The sequence below is a fragment of the Sulfuricurvum sp. genome (assembly GCF_023229695.1).
GTDB lineage: Bacteria > Campylobacterota > Campylobacteria > Campylobacterales > Sulfurimonadaceae > Sulfuricurvum.
On sequence record NZ_JALNYS010000004.1, the window covers coordinates 80,140 to 106,623 of the forward strand.

Sequence of the window (26,484 nt, forward strand, 5' to 3'; positions counted from 1 at the left end):
AATTGTATGGAAAATTTGGCACCAGTTGCAGTATGTACATATAGTCGTATTAACCATTTAAAGCAGACAATTGAGGCTTTACAAAAAAATACTTTAGCAAAGCAAACTGAGCTTTATATATTTTCAGATGCTCCAAGAATAGGAGATGAAGAGATTGTTAGGAAAGTTAGAGAATATATACGTACTGTTGATGGTTTTAAGAAAGTACACATAGTAGAAAGACAAACAAACGGAATAATCGAAAATCTTTATGGTGCAATTGAGCAGCTTCTAAACATTCATGGTAAAATTATTTTTTTAGAAGATGATAATGTTACTTCGAATTATTTTTTAAAATTCATGAATGAATCACTTAATCATTATCAAGATGATAAGCGAATATTGACTATTTCTGGTTATATGTTAGATGTAAAAGAGATACATGAAGGAAAAGATGATGTGTTTTTGCAAAGAATTTTTAGTGCATGGGGTTTTGCTACTTGGAAAGATAGAAAAATAATCGAAATTGGTAATAAGACTGATTTTATATGCTTACTAAAGGGTAAATATAAGATTGCTAATAAAATTTTTAAATATAATCCTCCAATGTTTAAAGCACTTTCAAATATTAAAAGAATGCCAAATAAAGTTAACCCCTTAGATTATAAAATATCTGCATATCAATTTCTATTTGATAAATATACTCTGTATCCTAAGCAATCGTTTGTCAAGAATATAGGTGCTGACGGTAGTGGTGTACATGCAAAAGTTACTAATATTTGGGATGTAGAATTAAATGAAAGTAATTTAAGTGATATAAAACTTGCGGAGAATGTGGAATATAATGAGAGATATGAAAAACTAATCAGCGAACGAGCAATGAGCTTTCGTAAAAGTTTAAATTATACAATGCGTAAAATTTTTAATTACGTATGGGTATTTTTTCATATTATCTTTTGTAAAAAGGATAAATAATTTATGCGCGATTTTAATTATCCTTTTCGAAATTTAAATCGTTTAAAAAACTCCGTATTACTTTTTTTTACGATAATTTTCACGTATAAATTTTTTCAGTCAACACCATTCCACGAACTTTTTTTTCAAATGCAAGCCGGTTTTTTGGGGCTAGTTTTGCTATTTTTGCTTACCTATATCGTTACAGTAATACTAAATGGGAAACTGGTTAACAGGGTAGTGGCTTATTACCTTGTTCTAATTATGATTATTCCACTTTATGGAGCCATTAATGCTTTGATTTCATTTGGACAGCCATTTATTTTTGGAATTCTTTCTGGAAGAGGATGGCTATTACTTGGTGTTGGTATTTGGTTCTATTATATTTTAGTTACTGGTAAAATGAATTTTACAACTATTGAAGCAACTTTTATCTTTATGGCATGGTCTTCTCTGATTTTCTTTTCATTTATACTTTTAACTGTTGATGCGAGTCAATTTATTGATCCAGAAAGTTCTTCAAAGTTTGTGTTAATATCTGATACTCGTGGGTTACGGTTTAATTTTCAAACATATTTCATATCTTTTGGTACAATTTACTATTTTGTTAAATATATCATTACAAAAAATCATGCTAATTTATTATATTTTCTTGTTTTTATTGGATATATCTTATTTGTTGTTCAAGGTCGGACATACATAATAACACTAGCATCAACATTTTTACTATATTTCTTATTTAATTATTCTTTTAATAAAGTTGTATTGTTGATTTTAAAGCTTGTATTATTTTTATCTATGATGTTGCTACTTATTCAAGTTGCAATTCCAGATTATTTAGAGCGAATGAGTGATCTATTTATTCAAATGTTTACAGTTTTTACAGGTAAAGAATCTGAGGATTCTTCTGCTAATGCAAGGATTTTTGAAACATTGATTGTTTGGAATTATTTTACAGAACATCCATTTAGCATTCTATTTGGTACAGGTAGTATTAGTCACCAATGGAATGATGGATATGAATCAATTTTTGGTTATTTTTATCCTTGGGATATTGGTATATTAGGTGGGTTGTTTATGTATGGTATTGTTGGATTTTTCTTTTTATTTTTGATACCTATAGCTATTTCAGTTAAAACAATTAAAAAAGTAGTTGATAAAAAAAATATTTTTATAATTACAATGAAATATTTATTACTACTTGCAATCATTTCAGCTGTACATGATAGTTTTTATTTTGAGCCTATAAAATATGTTATACCACTTTTTATATTACTCGCCTATCTGAAAGTTGAAGAGAAAAATAAAGCTGGCTGAAAGTATCATGTAGGGATTCATTGGTATTAATTACTGGAAAAATTTATATAAGCAATATTACATTAAAAGGAAATGACAAATGTTACCAAATTTTATTATAGTCGGTGCACCAAAAGCAGGCACTACATCATTGTATTATTATTTGTCTGAACACCCGCAGGTTTTTATGAGTGATCCGAAAGAGGTGAATTTTTTCTCTCGGGAAGAAATTGAAAGACAAGGATTGTATTATGATAGCTTTAGGGTAAAAAGTATAGAAGAATATGAAAAGCTATTTGAGACGGTGAGTACTGAGAAAGCTATAGGTGAGGGAAGTGTATCCTATCTTTTTTATCCTGAAACGGCAGAAAAAATTAAAGAGATGCTGCCTGATGTAAAAATTATTATTTTACTCAGAGACCCTATTGAAAGAGGATTTTCTCATTATTTAATGGACTATAGATTGGGATTGGTATCTCTTCCATTCGAGGCGATAGTGAATAAATCTGAGAATCATAAAAATATGGATCTCTATTACCAACAATACATTGAGCTTGGGTTGTATTATGAACAAGTTAAGCGGTATTTGGATTTGTTTGGAGAAGGGCAGGTAAAGATTTATTTACAAGAAGAGCTGCGAAAAAACAGTGATGCTGTAATTAAAGATTTGTATGATTTTTTAGAAATCGATCCATTGTCTTTTCCCGATACTGAACGTGAGCATAATGTATTTTCTATGCCTAGAAATAAGTTTATACATGCTTTATATGCTTCTTATCCTATTCGTACATTAATGTCAGTTCTAATTCCAAATTCTCTAAAGGACAGATTGATCAACTTGTTTTTTGATAGAAAAAACAAACCTAAACTCGATCAAAGAATAAAGGAAGATTTACTCAAACTATTTACACCTGATATAAAAAATCTAGAGCAATTAATTGGGCGTGATCTATCACATTGGTATAAAGGCTAAACAGATGAATAGTAAACAAGATTTTCTCCAAGAGGCTAAAAGCGTAAAAATTGCAATAATTGATCATGTAGGCAATAAAGCAGGAATGGATTATTATGACTGTTCATTGGCAAAAGGTTTGGAAAAGAATGAGTGTGAAACCTTTTTATTTAGTAATTTTCTTGGCAGAGATACCGATAAAATTAAATACCATTCTGTTTTTGAAGGTCATACAAAGAGTAATCCATTAAAAAAACTATTCTACCTTTTAAGAGGAGTATTACAAGCATCGTATCGGGCGAAAAAATACGAAGTTGATCTTGTTATTTTACATCTATTTTATGCTAATGCGATAACCTTGATTTTAATTGCGGTACCTCGTTTATTTGGATTAAAAACTTTAGTAGTATCTCATGATGTGACTAGTTTTGTTGAGAATGACAACAAAGCTATTCAACAACTAATTTACAATCAGTTTTCGACTTATGTTGTTGTGCATAATCATTTTTCATATAACACTTTAATTAAAAATATTAATATTAATAATATTGAAAAGGTCAAAATAATTAAACAAGGCGGATATATTGATTTAGTAAATACAAACATTTCTAAAGCTGATGCACGCAGAAAGATGGGTTTAGAAGAAGATCAAAAATATATACTATTCTTCGGGCAAATTAAAAAGGTTAAAGGTCTAGACATACTATTGGAAGCTATGTCTAATGTAAGTAATGATATAAAATTAATAATTGCCGGTAAACCCTTGCAAGATGATATGAACTTTTATAATGAAATCATCAAAAAACATCACTTAGAAGATCGTGTTATTCAAATGATACGATTTATAGAAGATGAAGAGAGAGAAAATCTTTTTTTATCAGCAGATGTAAATGTACTTCCCTATCGTATCATCTATCAAAGTGCAGTCTTGTTAATGGCAATGAGTCATGGGGTTGCTGTGATAGCATCTGATTTACCTGCCAATAAAGAGGTTATTACAGATCAGGAAAATGGGTTATTATTTGTAAATGAAAATCCAAAGGATTTGGCAGATAAGATCAATCTATTTTTCAATACTCCAAATTTGAAAGATACTTTATCATTTAATGCAAAAAAGACAATAGAGCAATCTTACAGTTGGGACGAAATCGCTAAATCCTATATTGAAATCGTTCATAATGGTGTTTAAATTATAAAGGGTATTTTATAATCGTAGCTTGGTGTGATTTGTATTGAATAAGTTTCCAGTTTACGTTAAAATATGGTTAGTATTATCAAATAATTTCGGTTTAATTATATGGTATTTAAGATATTGATTAAGAGTGGGGTAATTAATGAAAAAAGCGATTGTAACGGGTGTGACAGGTCAAGACGGCGCGTATTTGGTAGAGCTTTTATTACAAAAAGGTTACGAGGTATACGGTACGTATCGGCGTACCGCTTCGGTGAATTTTTGGAGATTAGAGGAGCTGGGGGTTGATAAACATCCTAATTTGCATCTGGTCGAATATGATTTAACGGATCAGTCAAACAGTATCCGAATGGTTATGGAGATTCAGCCGGATGAAATTTATAATCTTGCGGCACAAAGTTTTGTCGGAGTCTCTTTTGAACAACCGCTAGCGACAGCGCATATTACCGGATTGGGATGTGTCCATTTACTTGAAGCGATTCGTATCGTCAATCCAAAAATTAAATTTTATCAAGCGTCCACTTCTGAAATGTTTGGAGAAGTTCAAGCTATTCCACAGATAGAATCCACCCCATTTTATCCAAGAAGCCCCTATGGGGTTGCCAAGCTTTACGCGCACTGGATGGTGATTAATTATCGTGAATCGTATAATATTTTTGGATGTAGCGGGATTTTATTTAATCATGAATCGCCATTACGCGGGAAAGAGTTTGTAACGAGAAAAATCACCGACAGTGTTGCGAAAATCAAACTGGGTAAGCAGGAGTTTCTAGAGCTTGGCAATATGGATGCCAAGCGAGACTGGGGTTTTGCAAAAGAGTATGTTGAGGGGATGTATCTTATGTTACAGGCGGATAAGCCTGATACCTATGTATTGGCTACCAACAGAACTGAAACGGTTCGTGATTTTGTAACGATGGCTTTTAAAGCAGCGGATATTGATCTTGAATGGAGCGGTAGCGGGGTAGATGAGATTGGAAAAGACAAATCGACGGATAAAATCCTCGTTAAAGTGAATTCCAAGTTTTATCGTCCGGCTGAAGTGGATTTACTCATAGGCAATCCTGAAAAAGCCAAAAGTGTCTTGGGCTGGGAACCCAAGACATCATTGGAAGAGTTGTGCGCGATGATGGTCAAAGAAGATCTTCGACGAAATGAATCAGGCGCCACTTTTTAATGACTGTTTTTATCACGGGGATTGACGGGTTTACCGGTAAACACCTCGAAATTTTTTTGAGAAATCTTGGGTATGCCGTTTACGGCAGTGTCCAAGATAAATCGAAAAATCCGAATCACCTCCAATGTGACATTCGTAACCGAGATGACGTTAAGAGGGTTATAACCAAGGTTAAACCGGATTATCTTTTTCATTTAGCCGCTATTTCGTTTGTCGGTGAATCCGACAAATCGATGATGTACAGCGTCAATGTTTTAGGGACCCAAAATATTCTCGAAGGATGTTTGGAAGTATCGACACTCAAAAAAATAGTGATTGCCAGCAGCGCAACGGTATATGGAAATCAAGGTAGCAGCGTACTGGACGAATCCATGTGCCCTAAGCCGGTCGAGCATTACGGCATCAGTAAGTTGGCCATGGAGTGCATGGCTAGGACTTATTTTGATCGATTAAATATATTGATTGTCAGACCCTTTAACTATACGGGAGTAGGGCATAGTAATAATTTTGTAATACCAAAAATCGTCACCCATTTCCGTGAGAAAAAAGAGGGTATCGAACTCGGCAATCTGGATGTATCGAGAGAGTTTAATGATGTTAGAGTGGTCGTAGAATGGTATGAGAAACTTATGCGCTGCAGTGCAAAATCGGATGTTGTTAATGTGTGTACGGGCAGTGGGGTGAAATTATTAACGGTCATAGAATTATTGGAAGAATTATCAGAATATTCAATTGACATTCAGGTGAATCCAATGTTTATGCGTAAAAATGAAATACCGGTATTAACCGGTTCAGCAATGAAGCTAGGAAGTTTTATTGAACTTGATAATAAATATACCATTCGCGATACGTTACAATGGATGTATAGCAGTGCAGCGAAAGAGTGACGCTTTATCGTCATTATGAATAAAGGGCAAGAATGAAGTTGAGAATTATAGCAATGGAGATCATATCTAAGATTATTCGATCAATCCGTATGAAATCGCACCAATTGCAAGGGTATGCCAATATAGACAAAAGTGTTATTCTGGAGAGCCGTTTGGTTCTGGATAAAGTCTATCCGCAAGGGATACATATCGGCGAAAATTCATTAATCGCCAGTGGGACAACGATATTGTGCCATGAACACGTTAAACGTGACCCCATTGATCCACGAAATCCATGGGTGACCGATACGTATATCGGCAAAAATTGTTTTATCGGGGTCGGCTCTATGATATTACCGGGTGTCCGTATCGGAGATGAAGTGATCGTAGGTGCTGCAACGGTAGTAACGAAAGACGTGCCGTCCAATTCAATTGTTGTAGGCAACCCGGGAAGAATTTTGGATAGAAAAATATCAATGAATTCGCATGCAGTTTTATCAGAGTTTGACCAAAACTGATTGAAATAGAGTAAGTTAATATTGAAGGAGAAAATCATATGAAGAAACTAGGTGTAATCGGTGTAGGTAAAATGGGTCTTTCCCATTTGGCCATTGCCAATCAAACGGTAGGAATTGAAGTTGCCGCCATATGCGATACGTCGAAGCCATTGCTCCGATTTTTAGAAAAAAATACAAAGTTTCGTGCCTTCAGTGATTATAAAAAAATGATTGATGATGTCCAATTGGACGGGATAATGGTCAATGTTCCCAATACATTTCATTTTGAGATTGCCAAGTACTGTTTGGAAAAAGGGATTAGTGTATTTGTCGAGAAACCTTTTACCCTCACGTATAAAGAGAGCCAGGAGCTGGTTGAACTGGCTAAAGCAAAAAATTTAAAAGGGCAGGTTGGTTATGTAAACCGATTTAACCCGATTTTTCAAAGAGTTAAAAAACTTTTGGATGAGAAAGTATTGGGTGAAATCGCAAGCTACAGCAACCGGATGGTAGGTGGTGTCGTTATCGCTGAAAGCAGTAAAGGGTGGAGGAATGATTACTCAAAAGGGGGGGGATGTTTGTTCGATTACGGTCCTCACTGTTTTGATTTGTCCACCTATTTTTTCGGTACCGATGTACGAATCGTCTCTTCCGTACTCAAAAAGGTTTTTTCGACCATGGTAGATGACATAGTATCGGCTACATTGCTGCATGATGATAAAATCGTGGGATACAATTATATCAACTGGTCGGATAATTCGGTTCGAAAAGCGAGCAATACGATCGAAATTTTCGGATCCAAAGGGAAAATCATCGCCAATAAACAAGAACTTTCCATTTACATGAATGAGGCAGATGAGGGCAATAACCTTCAAAAAGGGTGGAATCAGCTCTATATTACCGATGAAAATACGGATGTCAATTATTACCTTCGAGGGGAAGATTTTTCGCGTCAATTGGAAGAGTTTTCTCAGCTACTTAACGGAACGATCAGTGAGTCGCGCTCATCCCTTTACAGTGCGAGCATAACGGATAAAATGCTCGAAGAGACATTTAATCTTTCAGGAGGAGTCCGATAATGGATAAAATAATTTTTGGGGACAATCAATTTTTCGGTGTTAATCACATGTCAGAACAAACATCGATTAAACAGAGTCAGAAATTCAAGTCTGCCGACGATATTTTTAAAACATTGGAATACGTCAATGATATCGGAATCAAAAGTTTCATGTTTACGACACACGATCAGTTGGAGCCGGTACTGGAGCGTATAAAAAATGATAGCCGATTTAATGATTTTAAACTGATTCCCTGTATGCCGTATGCCCACAAGTACGGTAACGCCATGGTTGAACTGGGAATATTTGAAGCCATTAATAAATTCACCCCCGGCAATAAACTTATGGCCGGGTTAAAAGGGGTGGGGTCACTTATTACATCGGATCCGGTTCCGATCATGGAACTGCTGGTTGACTCTGAAATGAAACTCCTTAAAGGGATGAATGTCGAAGCAATTTTCCTCCAAAATATTGTAACCGATTTATTGATCGGGCTTGGTCTGACCAATGTACTGTATGAATTTTCCCGCTATACGGAGAAAAAATACGGGGTTAAAGCCGGATTTTTTACGATGAATCATGTAAAACTTCACAACATCCTTGTCAATGATCTGGGTATGGTCAATCCGATGATTTGTAGTGATATCAATAAAATCGGGTTTCGGATGAATCCAACGCAAAAAGATGTTGAAGCTGTTCTAGACAAACATGACAGTTACAATATTGCGATGTCGATTTTAGCCTCCGGTGCAATCAATCCTGCAGAAGCCGTCAAGTATGTCGGATCGTTAAAAGGTGTGGACTCGGTATTATTCGGCGCTTCGTCACCCGCGCATATTCTACAAACAAAAGAGCTGTTAGAAGATGCCATGTCACGACAGAATAGCTAACAGTGATTTCTGCAAGGGAAAATATGGACACTAAACGAATAGCTGTGATCGGTATTGTCGGCTTGCCGGCAAAATATGGCGGGTTTGAGACTTTTGCCGATTATTTAAGCCGTTATATTCATGATAAATTTGATTTAACGGTCTATTGCAGCGCTAAGAGCTATCCGGAGAAGATAGAAAACTATAATAATGCAAAAATTGAATACATTCCTTTAAAAGCCACCGGTATTCAAAGTATCCCCTACGATATTTTATCCATTGTCCATGCCGTTAGACATAATGACATATTGTTGGTGTTGGGATCATCGGGCGCGATCGTGTTACCGATAATTTCTGCTTTGTTTAATAAGCGAATCGTTTTTAACATGGCAGGGCTTGAGTGGAAACGTTCAAAATGGAATTGGCTTGCACGATGGTTTTTAAAGTTTTCAGAAAAAATTGCGGTTAAATATTCCGATGTTATCGTAGTAGACAACAAAGGGCTTCAAGATTATATTTTTGAAACGTATAATGTAGAGAGTCATGTGATTGCGTATGGTGGAGATCAGGTAACAAGGATGGAGATATCTAAAGAACTGAAAGAGCGTTTTGGTTTTTTACACAATCCGTATTCTATTGCCGTTGCGCGTATACAGCCGGATAATAATATTGACATGATTTTAGAGGCATTTGTAAAACTGCCGAAGAATCCTTTGGTTTTTGTCGGCAATTGGGATTTCAGCGAATACGGCAAGGATCTCAAAAAAAAGTATGCGCAATACAATCATATCCATTTGTTGGATCCGATTTACGATTTGAGTATACTCGATCAGCTCCGGTCTAATTGCTCGTATTATATCCATGGACACAGTTCGGGCGGAACCAATCCATCCCTGGTTGAAGCAATGCATCTTGAGTTACCGATATTTTGTTTCGACGTGAATTTCAACCGCTACACAACCGAAAATGAAGCTGCCTATTTTAATTCTTCTGATGAGTTGGCAGAAAAAATTGCTTTAATGGAAAGCAATAGTGAGGAAAAACAGCGTATCGGTTTACGAATGAAGGAAATTGCTGAAAGATTATATACTTGGAAGTATATTGTTGAAGAATATGAAAGATTTTTCTAAATCTCGATAATTAATTTTGCAAGAAAGAGGATTCTTTATGACAAATATCATTTTATGCGGGGGCAGTGGAACCCGTCTATGGCCGATAAGCCGTACGCTTCTGCCAAAACAGTTTGTTAAGCTATTTGATGGGAAGTCATTATTTCAACTGACCGTAGCGAGAAATATGGGCGTATGCGACAAACAGTTGGTCGTGTCCAATTCTGAACAGTATTTTTTAGCTCTGGATCAGCTTGAAGAGAATTCAACAACAGCCGTTTCTCATTCGAGTTTTTTACTTGAACCGGTCGGACGCAATACGGCACCGGCTATCGCTTTAGCCTGTATGGCATTGGATCCCGATGAGATCGTTCTTGTTTCACCGAGTGACCATTTGATCCGAAACGGTGCCAACTATGAGAAGGTTGTACTCAGAGCTAAAGTATTGGCGGAAGAGGGATATTTGGTTACCTTTGGGATAACACCGACGTTTGCAGAAACAGGATTTGGATATATTGAAGCGCAAGAGGGTGAAAATGTCAAAGCATTTCATGAAAAACCTGATTTAAATACGGCAGAAAGCTATGTCAATGCCGGTAATTATTATTGGAACAGCGGAATGTTTTGTTTTCGTGCAGGTACGTTTCTAGATGAACTGCAAAAATATACACCGGAGATTTATGACGCATGTCGTATAGCATGGACAAACAAATCAAGTTCACATCCTTCTCAATACAGAATACGCACAGACGAGATGCAAGCCATTCCTGATGAGAGCATTGATTATGCCGTAATGGAAAAAAGTGACAGGGTCAAGGTTGTTCCAAGTGATATCGGCTGGAGTGATGTAGGAAGCTTTGACGCTTTGTATCATGAAATGTCCCATGATGAGAATGGAAATACAACGGCAGAGAATCATATTTCGATCGGGTCTAAAAATAATCTGGTGATTTCTGACAAACTTGTTGCGACGATCGACATCGATAATTTGATGATTATCGATACGGGCGATGCATTGCTGATATCTAAAAAAGGGAGCAGCCAAAAAGTCAAAGAGGTTGTCGCGCAGCTTAAAAAGAGAGATACTCAGCTGCATAATATCCATTTGACGGCACATCGTCCATGGGGGACCTATACCGTACTGGAAGATACCCCGGGGTATAAAATTAAACGAATTGTGGTGAATCCCGGAAAACGGTTGAGTCTTCAAAAACATTTTCACCGCAATGAACATTGGATTGTTGTAAGCGGTACGGCAACGGTAACTGTGGGTGAAGAAATCAAATATATTCGCCCAAATGAGTCAACTTATATTAAGATGGGAGAGATTCATCGTTTGTCAAATGAAGGGAAGATACCGGTTATCCTCATCGAAGCGCAAGTGGGTGAATATACCGGTGAAGATGATATCATACGAATCAGCGATGATTTTAAAAGGAATTGAAATGTCAAAAAATATTTTTCGTGAGTACGATATAAGAGGCATTTTTGAAGAAGAGCTCAATGCGTCCAATGTAAAAAAAATAGGATATTTTTTTGGTCTAGAAGTTTTAAAAAGAGAGAGAGATGCACGTTATATCTCCCTTGGTTATGATGCGAGAACCCATTCTCCTGTACTTCAGGAGTGGTTGGCCTCGGGTCTAAATAAAGCGGGGCTAAAGGTTCTAGACATGGGTCTTGTTGCTACGCCGGTTAACTATTTTTCAAACTACATTGACAATGATGGCAAACCGGTATCCGCTTCTATTATGATTACGGGTTCCCATAATCCGCCGGAGTACAACGGATTTAAAATCACTTTAAACAAAGGACCGTTTTTCGGTGACGATATTTACGCTCTGGGAGATAAAGTACTCGGCAGTGATCTAGAGATTGAAGATAACACTGAAACGATAAAAATCGATACGAGAGAGAAATATATAGAGTACATGATAAACGAATTTTCCCATTTAGATCTAAGCGGGAAACAATTTGTTTTTGATTGCGGCAATGGTGCAGCGGGTACCGTATTGCGAGAAATACTGGATGGATTGAAAATCAATCACCATATTATGTACGAAGAGCCGGATGGAACCTTCCCGAACCATCATCCGGACCCAAGTGAAGTGGAAACACTGGAAGATATAAAAAAAGAGCTCTCCTCAAAACTTTACACACTGGGTTTTGCTTATGACGGAGACGCTGATCGTATTGCCGTTCTTTCTGAAAAGTATAATTTCAAAGGGGACGTATTAGCCCTTTTCTTTTCACGATTTATCGATAATCCTACCGTAATAGGGGAGGTAAAATGTTCTCAAATGATGTATGACATGATAAATACCTACGGAACGGCAATTATGTACAAAACGGGTCATTCTAATCTAAAAGTGAAAATAAAAGAGACCAATGCTTCGTTTGCGGCGGAAGTAAGCGGTCATATATTTTTCAATGACCGCTATTTCGGATACGATGATGCCATTTATTCGACATTAAGAGCACTTGAACTTGTCCATAACGGATTTGATTACGATGCTGAATATGAAAAACTACCGAAACTTTATTCGACGAATGAAATCAATATCAATACAACGGAAGAGAGAAAATTCATTATTATAGATGAACTGAAACAAAAGCTTCAGAACCCGCCAAAAGAGTTTCCCATGATAAAAGATATCATTACGGTAGATGGGGTGAGAGTAGTATTTGAAAATGGTTGGGGTTTAATCAGAGCAAGCAATACAACACCCAAACTCGTTACACGATTTGAGGCGGTGGACGAAGAGACAGCCCTTATGTATCAGGCTAAATTATTAAGTTTAATCTAAAAAACAAGAGACTCTTCCGTTAGTTTATCAAAAAGAGAGATTAAAAAAATCTTTCTTTATCTCTCGCTCAACGAGATACGAGGTATCAAAAAATAAAAAATAAAATTTTATTGTTGCTATAATACTTGTATCTTTATTATCAAGAAAGGATTCTTTATGTACGCAGTAGAGTTTCATGCAGCAATCGAAAATGGAGTTGTTCATATTCCTAAAGAGTATCAAAATTTGTATAATATAAAAGATGCACAGGTGTTTATTATTCCAATAAATAAACAAAGAGAAGAAAAGTTATTTAATCCAAAAGATTTTTTTAATGTTGCACACACAAGCAAGGGTGAGATTGATCAATATTTACAATCTAATCAAAATGAATGGGATGTCTGATTTGATGAAAAATAGATTTTTATTGGATACTAATATTGTAATTTATTATTTTAATGGCATTATAGATGATGTTGATATATTTACTATTTTAAAAGAGAGTTTCAATATATCCATCATAACAAAAATTGAATTTTTAAGCTGGAAAAAACTCTTAGATGATAAGCGATTACAAGAAAAAGCAGTTGATTTTATTTCACACGCTACTGTTTATAATTTAGATGAAATGGTGGCAAGCAAAACTATCGAGAATAGACAAAAGTATAATATTAAAACCCCTGATGCTATCATTGGAGCTACTGCTATGGTCAATGGATTTGAGATCGTCACGAATAATGTAGATGACTTTAAAAATCTTGATTTAAAAATTACAACTTTAAAATTAAAATCGAATGCCTAGGCAACCAAGAGTAGAACTATCATGTTGTCTATCGTGGATTGATGGTGGAGTTGGAGCATACGCCATTAAATTTAAATCTGTTTGGTTATGCGCTTCGGGCAATATTTATGGTTGTATCTGTTGGCGTTGCGTACAATTATAACGAGTTATATAGATTAAAGAATTCAATTGAGGAGTTGTAAAATGGAAACGATAGGACTTTTGTCTTTGGCAGTGCGGTTTGTTGTTGCTTGGATATATGGCACAAAAAAACATTGGAAAATTGCTGATATTTTCTGAAAATATAAATAGAAAATCTATTCCTCCTTTCTTTTGTATAAGAGACGAAACCAAAACATTTCATTGACTATATTGCTATTTATATGTATAATTTGTAATATTTTAAGGAGTTTATATGCAAGCAATAAAAGCAACATTTACTTTGCCGGATTATCTTTTAATGGAGCTTTCGGAGTTTGCGCAAGAGCTGGGAGAAAAGAAAAGCCATATGGTGGCGGAAGCGTTGAGTCAGTATTTTGATGCTCTCGATCTTAAACTTGCGCTCAAACGTTCCAAAGAAGTTCATGAGGGAAAAATTCAAACGATTAGTTTTGATGCGATAAAAGAAGAGCTTGGTCTTTAATGTCCCAGTACCGTTTGGAATTTCATCCCGCTGCAAAAAAAGAGTTGGATAGATTAGATCATCAAGTAAAAGTTTTTATTGTCGAAGCACTCAGTTTATTTATCGAAGAGTACGATACCCATTATGAAATTCAGCTGATGAAGCAATCAAAGATAAAAAAACTTCAAGGTGAATGGGATGGTTTTTATCGGTTGCGTTTTAGAGATTATCGTGTGATTTATGAAAAAATTAATGATCAGCTGGTGATCCATATTATCAGAGTTGCACATCGAAAAGAAGTTTATTGAAGTAGAAAAACACAACGTAAGCACTCACCTACCCACAAAAAAAGTTGATTTTATACCCTCTATCATTAACTGTACATACGCATTTTGTCATCCCGTACTTGATACGGGATCCATTTCTTGCATTGGATTTTGTGTCGTAGCACAAAATGACGAGAGTGTCCCTAGTTCATAAAGTTTGGTATAATAACTCCCCTCACCCTAATTATCCTTTTGCGTTCAAATTGTTTTTAATTTTAAGTGATTGTTTGCGTTTTATTTTTCGATAGTAGGAAAATTTATTCTGTCTGGTCAACATTCCGGTCAGAAAAACATAAAAAATTGCGGTATTTAAAACAAACAGCAAAAGGATAAATCGTTGTTTCGGATAGTCGGTAAAATCAAATCCCATTAAAGAAAAAAGAAGTTGCATCATAATAATAACACCGACACTCTTTTTAACATGGCCGTCAAAGAATTTGAGCAAAATGTGGTGAATATGGGTTTTATCGGGTGAAAAGATCGATTTTTTGTTTCTTTTACGACGAATCATGACAATGATTGTATCCATAATCGGAATGGCCGCGATAAAGAGGATGGTTGAGGGTTGTATGTAGGAGAGTGATTTGATCGCCAAAACGGCAATGACAAATCCGAGTGTCAATGATCCGCTATCCCCCATAAAGATTTTAGCAGGATTCCAGTTAAACCATAAAAAAGCGCACAAAGCGGCAATAAAAGAGAGAGAAAGAGAGAGGATAAACGGGTCTTCATAATGGTATCCGATAAGTGCCAGCGTTCCTAAAATAATGATACTGATAGAGGCCGCAAGGCCATCCAAACCATCGGAAAGATTAAGGGCATTGGTAAATCCGGTAACGGCGAAGATGGTAAAAGGGAGGGCAAACCAACCCAGCGGTATCTCATATCCAAACAGATGCCCAAGAGAACGGATAACGATATCGTCAGAATAGATAAGCAGTGTTGCCAGAATAATGACGATAAATTTTGTTTTTGGTTTGGTATCCCTATGATCATCCAGAATGCCGACGATAAAAACTAAAAAAATGGCGATAAAAGTAGCTAAGTGGGTATAGACAAGAGTGTTGAGCAAAAGTAAATCAGAGACAATAACGCCAAAAACAATGCCGATTCCCGCGCCGCGCGGAGTAATCTTTTGGTGCACGCTTCGGTGATTCGGTATGTCAACCAGGCCTAATTTTGGGGCAAAATGTATTAATAATTTGATAAATATAAATGACGATGCAAAAGCTATTGCCAATTTGATAACTAATTCGTAGGGCACGTATAACCTCAATTTTAAGTAGTTTTATGATAGATAACAATAATTTTAGTTATTAATCATAACCGATATTATACGGATTTGGTGTTAAACGGAGCTAAGTTCCGGTGGTTTATATATCGTCTTTTTATGGTATACTGTTAAAATTAAAAGCACATATAAGCTTGATTTAGGAGTTTTAGATTGATGTTGAAAAAATTTCTATTGCTAGCAATAGTAGTATTATTAACGGGGTGTGCGACAAAGCAAGATTATACTTTGTTTCAAACTAAACCGATTGAGGATTCAAAACAAGAGGGTGACAGTTATTTTTTCAAAAAAAATGATACTAAAAATGATCGTAACGATACGGCACCTCAAAAGATGATCAGCGAGTATAAAATTGCACCGCGCGACAAACTCTCAATTGTGGTTTTTAACCACCCTGAATTGAGTACACGCAGTCCAAATATTATCCCTACCGGTGAAAAAGGGATTACTGTTTCTAGCGATGGAACGGTTATGCTTGCTTTGATTGGCCGTATTGCGTTAGCCGGACTTACTAAAGAAGAAGCGGGAGATCTTGTAACAAAGAGATACAATCTATACATCAAGGATCCCTATGTCAATCTTGAAATACTCAATCAAAGGGTATATGTTGTCGGAGAGGTTAATCGTCCGGGTGTCGTACCGCTCATCAATGAATCCATGACGGTGATTGAGGCGATTGCGCAAGCCGGCGACTTTAATGTCTACAGTCAACGTAATTCGGTTAAAATCATGAGAGGCAATTTAAGCAATCCGACGATTTCGACCATTGATATGACAAAACTCGCTTCCCTAGAGGCAAGCAATTATATGCTTTACCCCGGGGATACGGTGTATGTACAGCCAAACAGTATGCGGGCTACGAATGTCAATATTAATGAGTATTTACCTGCGTTGCAGTTGATCAATAGTTTGATCACACCGTTTGTTAATGTTAAATATCTTACAAATTAGAGGGATAGTTAGGGATGTCAGTTGAATTAAAGCACACTGTTAACGAAGAAGACGAAATCGATCTTAAACAGCTTTTTAGCCGTTTAATGGATAAAAAATTAACCATATTTGTAGTTTTTTTATTGACCATACTTGTTGGTAGCTATATAGCTTATTTTGCTACCCCTATTTATGAGACCTCTGCGGTTTTGCGCATTCAGGAGGACGCGAAAAACAGTAAAACCGATATGTTGCAGATGGCCATGGAAGGGATGTCGAATACGGAGATCGATACGGAGATCGGGATTTTACAATCCAAATCGTTGATTGAACTTGCATTAAATCAAGTACCGTTTAATGTACGCTATTTTAAAAAGGAAAATTTAAAAACCAAAGAGATTTATCAAGAGTCTCCGTTTAGTGTACATGATTTTAAGATTTTAGATGAAAAATTTTTTGGTAAATGGTTTTTAATTAAGAATGAAGATAACAACTCTTTTACGTTACAGATAAAACAATCGTTATTAGAGAAGTACGGGGTCAAAGAGTCTATAGTATTTAATGAAAAATTTCATTACGGCGAGAGGGTACAAACAAAATATTTTAGTTTTACCGTTAATAAAGAGAGTGAATTTACGAAGGGGGAATACAGTTTCCTCTTTAATACGAATCGTTCCATTATCGATCAGATTATTTTACCGAATCTTCAAGTAGCACAAGTAGGAAAAAAAGGTTCCCTCGTTCAGATCACGTATCAGGATAATATACCGGAGAGGGCGGAGAAGTTTACGAATGCCCTCGCCAATGCGTACATCCAGCAAAGTATCGATTTTAACACCGAAGAGGCATCTAAAACGCTCTCATTTATCGAAGATCAATTACGTGATGTGAAGAAAAACCTCGAAGAGTCGGCGCTCGGCGTTGAAAATTTCAAACAGACCCATAATACAATGGACATTTCAGCTGAAACTAAAACCTCCATTGAAAAACTGAGTGCATATGATCAACAGTTGGCTCAAATCGAAATTGAAGCCGATCAGGCCAAACGGATAGAACAATTGCTAAAAAAAGGGGATTTTTCGGCGTTATCTATCGCCCCGATGCAATTGTCCGATAACCTTGTCAGCAGTCTGATGCTTTCATTGAGCGAAGCGGAGCGAAAGAAAAAAACGCTGATGGTTGAATATACGGAGCGTCACCCGGAGGTTGTTCAGCAGACACTTCAGATCGAGCGGCTGAAAAAAGAGATACTCTCCAATCTTGGCAGTTTGCAGCAGGGGATTGCGGAGCGTAAGCAATCGATTCAGAAGGTGATCGATCGTAACGAAGTTTTCTTCAAGAAACTGCCGGAGACGGAGCGTCAATACGTCGAGCGGGCCCGTACGTTTGAAGTGAATGAAAAAATCTATTCCTTTTTGCTGGAGAAACAATCGGAATCCTCCATTGCGAAAGCTTCTACGGTTTCAAATAATCGTGTAGTTGATCCGGCGTTATTGCCGCTAAAACCGATTAAGCCGAAAAAATCGCTAATCTTAGCCGTTTCGGCTATTTTAGGGCTGATATTGGGTGTATTGATTGCGTTGTTACGCGATTTTCTGGATGATTCGATCAAATCGATTGACGATATTCGTAAGGAGACCGATATACCGTTGGTCGGGACCATACCGTTTATTAAAGAGGCGATTGACAGCCGCCACTTGGTCTTGGAAAATCCAAAATCGGTCTATGCGGAATCGTTTCGTGCCATGCGTACCAATTTGCAATTTATGGCAACGTATGCCAACCATAAAGTGATCATGGTAACCTCTACACTGCCGGGTGAAGGGAAGACGACAACGGCATCGAATTTGGGGACGATATTGGCGTTAAGTGATAAAAAAGTGGTCATTATCAATCTTGACCTTCGTTTGCCGACGCTGCATCAGGTATTCGGACTCGGTAATGAAAAAGGGATGAGTAATTATCTCTCCGGACATGCGAGTGTGAGTGAAATCATACAAAAAACAGCTGTTGAAAATCTCGATATTATCTCTTCGGGGGCGGTACCGCCGAATCCTTCGGAGCTTATTATGTCGGAGAGAATGAAAGAAGCTCTTAGTGAGTTAAGGGGGATGTACGATTATGTTATTTTGGATACTCCTCCGATCGGTCTGGTAACAGACGGGCTTATTTTGGCAAATGAAGCCGATATAACGTTGTTTGTTTTACGTGTAAACCGTGCAAAACGGGGATTTGCAGCTCGTTTTGATCGAACGGCGCGTGCGCATGATATTAAACATACCGGTATTATCCTAAGTGCCGTCCCCGCATCAAAAGGCTCCGGAGGCTACGGCGGGTATGGTTACGGCGGTTACGGCTACGGCTACGGTTACGGCGGCTACGGTGAATACGGGCAAGAGAGTGAAGTTAAAAAATCGTTGTTTCAACGGTTGACGGGTCGTTGATGGGTCTTATCAGGAAGTTTTTATCAGGAAAAAAAGCTCCTGAACGCACTTACTCGGAATTGGGGGTAGATATCCATTCTCATCTCATTCCCGGGATTGACGACGGTGCGAAAACGATGGAGGAGTCGATCGAACTGATTCAGGCCCTTTCACACCTAGGGTACAAAAAACTGATCACAACGCCCCATATTATGTACGATGCCTATCGGAACAGTTCGGAAATCATTTTAAGCGGTCTGGATTTGTTACGCAAAGAGATTGCCGTTCGAAACATCGATATAGATATCGAAGCTGCCGCCGAGTATTATCTGGATGAACATTTTTTAAAATTACTCAATTCCAATGCATTAATGACCTTCGGATCGAATTATGTTTTGTTTGAGACTTCGTATGTGGCACGACCTTACGGACTGCACGAACATATCTACGCTATCCTATCACACGGCTACAAGCCGGTCCTTGCTCACCCTGAACGGTATGTTTATCTGCATGAATCGTACGATGAGTATCGTAAAATCAAGGATATGGGTGTTTTGTTTCAGGTTAATATTAATTCATTGATCGGTTATTATACCAATCCGGTAAAAAAAGCGGCGGAATGGATCGTAGAGAATGGATTGGTCGATTTTGTCGGGAGCGATACCCATAAAATGAGGCATGTACATTTTTTAGAAAAGGCGCAGACGCATCCGAATTTTCAAAAGATATTTGACCATAACACCCTCCTGAATCAATCTTTGTTATGAGTTATCTTTCTAAACGTTCACGCGGTAGGATCATTTTGTAATTATATAAGGAAAAATCATGGTAAAAGTTCGATTGGTATTATCACTGTTTGTAAGTATCAGCTGTTTTGCCGAAGTTCGTATCCCCTCAAATCAAAATAACAATGATTATTCAATCCAAAACAGCGGTAAAACCGGTCTGATTGAGATGCCCAATGCGAGGGTGATGGACGATTGGCGTATGCGCCCGAGTATCTATTACAGCGATCCTTATATCTATTACGGAATTGCCATGGCGCCGCTACCGAGAACGGAGATCAATTTTCGTGTCACTCAGCTGAAGAATCTGAACGCAACCGGTGAGTGGGCGGGATACGGTAATTATAAAGATAAAGCGATCGATATGAAATTTCTTCTCTCCAAAGAGGATGATTTTTGGCCTGCGGTCGCGATCGGTTTTGATGACATGCAGGGGACGGGGCTTTATTCGTCGAAATATCTGGTCGGGACGAAGCGATTAGATTATCTGGAATTTTCCGGTGGGTATGCATTAGGACGAATGGGGGGAGAAAACTTAAACAAATACGGAAAAGCTGTAGAAGAAGACAGAGCGATTAATTTTTTAACCGATACGTCAATAAGTGGCGGAGCGTTGTTTGGCGGGGTCGAGGCTCACATGTCTCCAAAGTGGTCAATTAAAGCAGAGTATAGCCCTATAAACTATAATTACGATTATGTCAATCCATTTGCAAATGCCGCGTCTTCTTGGAATGGTACATCTAAGTTGCCGAGAAGTCGTATCAATATCGGAACCAAATACAAAATAAGCGACAAGCTTGCCTTGACGGCCAATTTTGAACGGGGAAATACCATTGGATTTGGATTAAGCTATACAATACCGTTTCGTCAGGAGATGTTGTATGATCATGGGCCGGATAGGAAGTGGCGCGCCGATCAATCGTTAAAAGAGAAGTTGAAAGTGATGAATGACGAAGAACTCTCCAAGGCGATAGCCGAAGAGATAGCGGGGGAACGGTTTTCCAACGTACAAGTAGCGGTGAACGAGAATAAGATATGGGCTTCTATCGAAAATCCCCGTTACAACTCCGATACACAAGCGTTGGGGAGAACGGCAGATGTCATCGATGAAGTTGCTCCGGAGAGAATCGACGATTTGTATCTGACACTGAAACAAACAAATCTGGAATATTCGGTCATGCATGTCCATCGTCATGATGTTAAAGCGATCAAAACCGATGAAAACGGATCCATAAACGAAAAAGGTTTTGATTTCTCGGATGATGTTGAGGCATCCTATGGGGAATTTTCGGGCGGGAAAGAGTTGTTTATCACCGAACCGATTGCCGGGAAAAAATTTACCTGGCTTTTCAAGCCCTCCATACAGATGAATTTGAACGATAAGCACAATCCGTTTACCTATAAATTTTCGCTTCTGGGGGGTGCTCGATATGAAACAAATCCCGGTGGATTTTTGTACAGCCGTTATATTTTCCCGATTACAAATACAACAGATACTATTCCGCCGTACAGTTATGAGCCTGAGGGAAGCACGACTCGTACCGATGGATTGAAATATCTTCAGTATAACGGGATACAGTTGTACGATATGGTATTTGATCAGACGGTAAAGCTTCCGTGGAACATTTACGGACGGGGTGAGATAGGGTATTTTGAGCCGGCTTACGGCGGTTATGACGTAGAGGTGTACCGTCCGTTTGACGGGGGGAGATTTGGCGCCGGGCTGGAGTATCAATACGCGAAAAAACGCTCGATTACGAATTTTTTCACTTTTGAAAATACCGTTTATCAAGGGAAATTTATCAATCTTTATGCGAATATCGTTCCGGAACTCGGGATTAAATCGACCGCTAAAATCGGTGAGTTTTTTGCCGGAGACAGAGGTGTGAGCGTAACGTTGATGCGTGAGTTCAAAAATTTCACCCTAGGGGCTTTCGTGACGAAAACCGATACGAGTGTCTTTAGCTCTGCCGAAAATAGAGGATATGTTGATAAAGGGATCTTTTTAAGGATACCCCTTTCGACGGTCCGCGCGAAAAACGTGAAAGGGAGTTTATCGTACACGTTGAATCCGTGGACACGCGACGTGGGGCAGTATGCCAACCAAGCTAATTCTCTGGTCGGTCTGAATCCGGCAAATGTTTTTGAGATGAGAGAAAAGATCGATCAGTTTAAGGAATAACGGAGAGCTTTTAGGGTATCATAGTGACGGAAACATCAATATAAAGGGGTAAAAATGAAAAAAGTAGCTTTAGCCGTATTAACAATAGGTTTGATCGCAACAAACGGTATCTGCGGTCCGCTTGATGTGAATGTACCAATCGTACAAAGTAGTCAGGGTGGGTTTGTTGCCGGCGGTACCGGTGGCGGTCTTGGCGGTGGCCTTGGCGGCGGTGGCGGTCTTACTGGTGGAATAGGCGGCGGTCTTGGTGCTGCGGGTGCTGGCGCTGGCGCCCTAGCGGCAGGAGCGGGTGCATTGTTGGTCGAAGGTCTCGCTAACAACGGGACAGGAACCAGCCACGGCGGCAGTCACGGTACAAATCACTAAAACTTAGGGGTGGACCGGGCTTTCCCGGGCCTCCTTTCGTTATCTCTTCTTCGTTTACATCACTTCACTGTTTCAATACACTATCTATCGATTTCTCTATGTGTTTCTCCCATTCTAATTTTTCAACATAGCTCAATTCTAACGTTGATATTTTTTTAGGATAACTAATCCCCTGAGGAACCCTCTGAGAGTGGAGCTGTACGGCGCACTGTTTGAAGTTCGGTTCTCCCGATTTGGGGCAGAACTGGCTCGGGGTGAGGGTGTTGATGAGCTGGGTGTTGAAATGAAACGGGACGAACACGTTCCCCTCCCGCACCGTCTGCGTCACCCGGACGACGATATTTTCCACTTGTCCGCGCGGGGAACTGATGGAGAGACGATCACCGCTTTTGACCTCCAGCGCGAGCGCATCGGCAGGGTTGATATCGACCCAGCTTTCCGGTGCTAAATCATTGAGGATGGCGATATCGCCGGTTTTGGTGCGGGTGTGCCACTGCTCTACGGTGCGTCCCGTGTTGAGGAGGATCGGGAACTGCTCACCGGTCGGCTCCTGGAGCGGTATCCATTCGAATGGCAGGAGTTTGGCTTTTCCATCATAGGTACGAAAAGCGATCTCAGGGGTATAGAGGCGCGAAGAGCCTAGCGGAAACTGTTCATTGCACGGCCACTGAATCCCGCCGTATTTTTCCATCATTTCATAGCTCATCCCCGAATAGTCGCACAGCTGTCCCCGGCTCACCCGTTTCCACTCCTCGAACGCATCGGCAGGGGTGCTCCATGCAGGATAGATTAGCTCTTTGACCCCTTCGAAATAGGTGCTGAATTCGAGGAAGATATCAAAATCGCTCATTGCGATCCCCGGAGGGGTGAGCGCTTTGTTCGCGCGGTTGCATCGGCGCTCTGAATTGGTGTAGGTCCCCTCTTTTTCCCCCCACGTCGCGGCGGCGAAAACGACGTCGGCAAGAAGGGCGGTATCGGACATAAAGGCGTCTTGGACGACCAGCAGATCGAGTTTGGCAAGTGCTTTTCTCAAACGGGTCTGGTCAACGAAACTGACCAAAGGGTTGGTGGCGACGACCCACAGCGCCCGGATCTCGCCTCGCTCGATCGCTTCGATGATTTCACCGTATTTGTAGCCGCGTGAAGTGGGGATAATGTCGATCGGGACATTGACGATGCGGGCGTACTCTTCGGCTGCTTTTACGTCCCCGTAGTTGCGGTATCCCGGAAGCGAGGAGGTAAAGCCGCTCTCTCGCGTTCCCATCGCGTTGCACTGCCCCGTGATCGAAAAGGGGGCCGCGCCGGGGCGGCCGATCTGGCCGGTGAGGAGGTGGAGGTTGATGATCGCACTGACGGTATCGGTCCCCAAAAACGACTGGTTAACCCCCATCGTCCATGCGGTGAGAGCCGCAGGCGAGAGGGCAATCAGACGGGCGAGTTCATAGAGGGTTTTGACGTCGATCCCCGTGATATCGGCGACCTCTTGGGGAGGGTAGTTTTGGAGGTGCTTGCGCAGCTCTCCCAAGCCGGTGACATTGGCTTTGAGATACTCCGTATTTTCCCACCCCTGTTCGAGGACGATGTAGGAGAGGCCGTTGAAGAGGGCCAGATCGGTGCGGGGTTTGAGGGGGATGAAGAGATCGGCCATCTGAGCGGTTTTGCTTTTGCGCGGGTCGATGACGATAATTTTCGGCTTTTTGGGATTTTTGGCGATATGAAGCTTCAAAATCGGATGGTTGTCGGCGATGTTTGCCCCCACCAAAACGATCACGTCGGCACACTCGAAATCCTCGTACGATCCGCTCGGGCCGTCGGAACCCAAGGACTGTTTGTATCCCATGACCGCCGAAGCCATGCACAGCGTCGTATTTCCGTCGTAATTGTTGGTGCGCAGACCCAGCTGGACGAGTTTGCCGAGGGTATAGAACTCTTCGGTGAGAAGCTGTCCGGTGGAGAGGACGCCGATCGCACGAGGACCGTAGTGTTCGCTAATGGATTTGAATGTCTCGGAAACACGGGTAAAGGCTTCGTCCCATGAGCCGTTTTCGAGTTTTCCGTTACGGCGAATGAGGGGAGCGGTGACACGGTTGGAAGAGGTGATCAGCTCATGTTCGCTGAGCCCTTTGGGACAGAGGGTTCCCATGTTGACGCTGTGCGTTGCGTTTCCTTTCGTATAAACGGCTTTCCCGTCTTTGACCCCGATGTAGAGGCCGCACCCGACGCCGCAGTAGCCGCAGGTGGAGAAGACCCATTTGTCCGGTTTTTTCGCATCGGCTATCCGTCCGAACAGGGGATCATCCGAAAGAGAGAACTTTTTGGCTTTGATATCCAGACCGAGGAAGTTTTTGATCGTTGTAAACATAATAATTCCTTATTACTCTGCCTCGTATGAGGCAAGCTTTAGTGCCATAGCGGCTAGCGTAGCCATCGGGGCTCGGCGTGCCCCCTCGGGTATTGCTCCGATGGCGTTTTAATGACGTTGTGTCCCGACAAAAAATCCCCCTGCCATGGAGAGGGGGACGACGGTCGTGTAAAATAAAAAGCGATCCATAAGCTCGCTGAGCATTAAAAGGATAAGGGCGATCCCCAGCGTGAGCAGGGATGCTAGATTCAACCCTGAAACGATGAAGAGCATAGTAAGGAGCGGCAACGCAAAGGCCCCCACGGCAAACATACCCCATCGGAGCGTTTGGAGTGCCGAGAAACGTTCGCGGTACAACCGAAGCGTTTTTTGCAACTGCGGTATCGATGAACTTTTGAGTTCATTGTGTGCGTCAAACGTAAAAAAGCCATGCGTTACGGCTAAAATCATCGCCAGAGTGAGCAACGGCATTGCCGAAGCACTTGATCCCATACCAAGAAGGGCAAGAGCGACCAAAAACAGTCCGCTGTAGGCGGTTGAAAAAAACTTTCGGTTGGTACTCTCTCTGTTCCATGAGGGGCGGGCAGGGATACGGTAGATCATCGCCTGCGCATGGATGCCGTAGAGACCGATAAGTAGCGTGATGGCTTCAAAAACGAGACGTATCGGTGTCGCAACCTCAAAAAAGTAGAGGGCGACGTTAAGACTCATCAATCCTGTAAAAGCACCCAATGCCGCCGCTTCACGGCTGAGCCAGCTGGTGCGGAGGTTTTTCATCGCCGACATCGCTTTAAGAGGCCGTCCCAGATGGAGCGCCGAGAGGGGAAGCCCCAGCGCTGCGGGGAGCATCACGAGAGCCGCCAGCATCCAATCCGGCTCAAAAAACCCGAACAGGGAGAGAAAATCGCCGATTCCCAATGCTCCGAACGCCCCCAGCGACATTTGAGTCAATACCGTCATAAACACCAGCGGCAATTCGCCGTGGGCGGGTTTGAGGTGGTGTTCATCGGCTTTGGCCATCGTTTCGGGGATATTTTCGGGCAGCGTGAAACGGGTCGTGGAATGGGTGAGACGGGCATCGGGAAGGTGGGGCATGTTTCCTTGCTCATCGATGGCGCTCTCTTTCCACTCCGCAACATTGACCGCTTCGATTTCGATGGCTCCCGAAGGGCACGCCTGAACGCAGGCGGGGCTTTGACCGATGGCCAGACGTTCATGGCACATATGGCATTTGGTGACGATGTGGCGCTCGGCGTGATAGGTGGGGACACCGTAGGGGCAGTTCCATGTGCAGTACTGGCAGCCGATGCAGCTGGGATCGTCGTGAAAGACGATTCCGTTATCGAATTTGACGTAGCTGTTGGTGGGGCAGCCGATCAGGCAGGCGGGGTCAACACAGTGGTTGCAGCTCATGGAGTTAAAGAGGAGCAGTGTATCGGGAAAACTCCCCCCCTCCATCTCGCCGACGCGGCGCCATTTAAGATCGGAGGGGTTGTTGTTCTGCTCGTTGCAGGCCACCTCGCAGCAGCGGCAGCCGACGCAGGCCGTCGCGTCGAAGTGAAAGCGGTATTGTTCCCCCTCTTGAAGCGGCGGTATGTCGATCGAATAGTTGCCGCACTGCATTCCGGTCTGGGCTTTGTAGCCGATAAAGCTTTCAAGGGGGGTTGGGGAGATCTCGGACATT

At 40.5% G+C, this 26,484-nt stretch carries 24 protein-coding genes; 21 read left to right on the top strand and 3 right to left on the bottom strand.

Going from position 1 to position 26,484, the window contains the following annotated elements; genetic code table 11:
- The first annotated feature begins 6 nt into the window (after positions 1–6).
- From M0P91_RS03720 to M0P91_RS03795, 16 genes are all read left to right on the top strand, one after another.
- Positions 7–954, top strand: coding sequence for a glycosyltransferase (locus M0P91_RS03720; protein WP_295064698.1), 948 nt, complete (start codon positions 7–9; stop codon positions 952–954).
- Between the two features lie 3 nt (positions 955–957).
- Positions 958–2,250, top strand: a complete 1,293-nt coding sequence (locus M0P91_RS03725; RefSeq protein WP_295064701.1) for a hypothetical protein — start codon at positions 958–960, stop codon at positions 2,248–2,250.
- Positions 2,251–2,329: 79 nt separating this feature from the next.
- Positions 2,330–3,202, top strand: coding sequence for a sulfotransferase (locus tag M0P91_RS03730; RefSeq protein ID WP_295064704.1), 873 nt, complete (start codon positions 2,330–2,332; stop codon positions 3,200–3,202).
- Between the two features lie 4 nt (positions 3,203–3,206).
- Complete coding sequence (locus M0P91_RS03735; RefSeq protein ID WP_295064706.1) at positions 3,207–4,370, top strand: glycosyltransferase family 4 protein; 1,164 nt, start codon at positions 3,207–3,209, stop codon at positions 4,368–4,370.
- A 145-nt stretch (positions 4,371–4,515) separates the two neighbouring features.
- The gene (gmd, locus tag M0P91_RS03740) at positions 4,516–5,550 is read left to right on the top strand and encodes a GDP-mannose 4,6-dehydratase (RefSeq protein WP_295064710.1); all 1,035 of its coding nucleotides are present in this window, start codon (positions 4,516–4,518) and stop codon (positions 5,548–5,550) included.
- Positions 5,550–6,437, top strand: a complete 888-nt coding sequence (locus M0P91_RS03745) for a GDP-mannose 4,6-dehydratase (RefSeq protein WP_295064713.1) — start codon at positions 5,550–5,552, stop codon at positions 6,435–6,437. The genes gmd and M0P91_RS03745 overlap by 1 nt, the downstream gene beginning before the upstream one ends.
- 32 nt (positions 6,438–6,469) lie before the next feature.
- On the top strand, positions 6,470–6,934 hold the full coding sequence (locus M0P91_RS03750; protein WP_295064715.1) for an acyltransferase: 465 nt from the start codon (positions 6,470–6,472) through the stop codon (positions 6,932–6,934).
- A 38-nt stretch (positions 6,935–6,972) separates the two neighbouring features.
- On the top strand, positions 6,973–7,992 hold the full coding sequence (locus M0P91_RS03755; RefSeq protein ID WP_295064718.1) for a Gfo/Idh/MocA family oxidoreductase: 1,020 nt from the start codon (positions 6,973–6,975) through the stop codon (positions 7,990–7,992).
- Positions 7,992–8,861, top strand: coding sequence for a hypothetical protein (locus M0P91_RS03760; RefSeq protein ID WP_295064721.1), 870 nt, complete (start codon positions 7,992–7,994; stop codon positions 8,859–8,861). Before M0P91_RS03755 ends, M0P91_RS03760 begins: the two co-directional genes overlap by 1 nt.
- A 23-nt stretch (positions 8,862–8,884) precedes the next feature.
- On the top strand, positions 8,885–9,970 hold the full coding sequence (locus M0P91_RS03765) for a DUF1972 domain-containing protein (protein ID WP_295064724.1): 1,086 nt from the start codon (positions 8,885–8,887) through the stop codon (positions 9,968–9,970).
- Between the two features lie 37 nt (positions 9,971–10,007).
- A complete protein-coding gene (locus M0P91_RS03770; RefSeq protein ID WP_295064727.1) occupies positions 10,008–11,393 on the top strand; it encodes a mannose-1-phosphate guanylyltransferase/mannose-6-phosphate isomerase in 1,386 nt (461 codons plus the stop codon).
- Between the two features lies 1 nt (position 11,394).
- Positions 11,395–12,753 carry a phosphomannomutase/phosphoglucomutase gene (locus M0P91_RS03775; protein WP_295064730.1) on the top strand — a complete coding sequence of 453 codons (1,359 nt, stop codon included), beginning with the start codon at positions 11,395–11,397 and terminating at the stop codon, positions 12,751–12,753.
- Positions 12,754–12,909: 156 nt separating this feature from the next.
- Complete coding sequence (locus M0P91_RS03780; RefSeq protein ID WP_295064733.1) at positions 12,910–13,137, top strand: hypothetical protein; 228 nt, start codon at positions 12,910–12,912, stop codon at positions 13,135–13,137.
- Positions 13,130–13,534: a type II toxin-antitoxin system VapC family toxin gene (locus M0P91_RS03785; RefSeq protein ID WP_295064736.1), complete on the top strand. Its 405-nt coding sequence runs from the start codon at positions 13,130–13,132 to the stop codon at positions 13,532–13,534. The genes M0P91_RS03780 and M0P91_RS03785 overlap by 8 nt, the downstream gene beginning before the upstream one ends.
- A gap of 394 nt (positions 13,535–13,928) precedes the next feature.
- The gene (locus tag M0P91_RS03790; protein ID WP_295064739.1) at positions 13,929–14,156 is read left to right on the top strand and encodes a hypothetical protein; all 228 of its coding nucleotides are present in this window, start codon (positions 13,929–13,931) and stop codon (positions 14,154–14,156) included.
- A complete protein-coding gene (locus M0P91_RS03795; protein ID WP_295064742.1) occupies positions 14,156–14,443 on the top strand; it encodes a type II toxin-antitoxin system RelE/ParE family toxin in 288 nt (95 codons plus the stop codon). The genes M0P91_RS03790 and M0P91_RS03795 overlap by 1 nt, the downstream gene beginning before the upstream one ends.
- A gap of 202 nt (positions 14,444–14,645) precedes the next feature.
- On the opposite strand, the gene M0P91_RS03800 is transcribed toward M0P91_RS03795, so the two are convergent.
- The gene (locus M0P91_RS03800; protein WP_295064745.1) at positions 14,646–15,605 is read right to left on the bottom strand and encodes an MraY family glycosyltransferase; all 960 of its coding nucleotides are present in this window, start codon (positions 15,603–15,605) and stop codon (positions 14,646–14,648) included.
- A gap of 303 nt (positions 15,606–15,908) precedes the next feature.
- Between M0P91_RS03800 and M0P91_RS03805 the strand changes: the two genes are divergently transcribed.
- From M0P91_RS03805 to M0P91_RS03825, 5 genes are read left to right on the top strand one after another with little or no spacing between them, the layout of a single operon-like run.
- Positions 15,909–16,703: a polysaccharide biosynthesis/export family protein gene (locus M0P91_RS03805; protein ID WP_295064748.1), complete on the top strand. Its 795-nt coding sequence runs from the start codon at positions 15,909–15,911 to the stop codon at positions 16,701–16,703.
- 14 nt (positions 16,704–16,717) lie between these two features.
- Complete coding sequence (locus M0P91_RS03810; protein ID WP_295064751.1) at positions 16,718–19,126, top strand: polysaccharide biosynthesis tyrosine autokinase; 2,409 nt, start codon at positions 16,718–16,720, stop codon at positions 19,124–19,126.
- Positions 19,126–19,872 carry a CpsB/CapC family capsule biosynthesis tyrosine phosphatase gene (locus tag M0P91_RS03815; RefSeq protein ID WP_295064754.1) on the top strand — a complete coding sequence of 249 codons (747 nt, stop codon included), beginning with the start codon at positions 19,126–19,128 and terminating at the stop codon, positions 19,870–19,872. Before M0P91_RS03810 ends, M0P91_RS03815 begins: the two co-directional genes overlap by 1 nt.
- 58 nt (positions 19,873–19,930) lie before the next feature.
- Complete coding sequence (locus M0P91_RS03820) at positions 19,931–22,072, top strand: YjbH domain-containing protein (protein ID WP_295064755.1); 2,142 nt, start codon at positions 19,931–19,933, stop codon at positions 22,070–22,072.
- Positions 22,073–22,126: 54 nt separating this feature from the next.
- Positions 22,127–22,438, top strand: coding sequence for a hypothetical protein (locus M0P91_RS03825; RefSeq protein WP_295064757.1), 312 nt, complete (start codon positions 22,127–22,129; stop codon positions 22,436–22,438).
- Between the two features lie 64 nt (positions 22,439–22,502).
- On the opposite strand, the gene M0P91_RS03830 is transcribed toward M0P91_RS03825, so the two are convergent.
- Together M0P91_RS03830 and M0P91_RS03835 are read right to left on the bottom strand one after the other, a co-directional pair.
- Complete coding sequence (locus tag M0P91_RS03830) at positions 22,503–24,800, bottom strand: molybdopterin oxidoreductase family protein (RefSeq protein WP_295064759.1); 2,298 nt, start codon at positions 24,798–24,800, stop codon at positions 22,503–22,505.
- Positions 24,801–24,908: 108 nt separating this feature from the next.
- A complete protein-coding gene (locus tag M0P91_RS03835; protein ID WP_295064761.1) occupies positions 24,909–26,483 on the bottom strand; it encodes a DmsC/YnfH family molybdoenzyme membrane anchor subunit in 1,575 nt (524 codons plus the stop codon).
- Position 26,484: the final 1 nt, after the last annotated feature.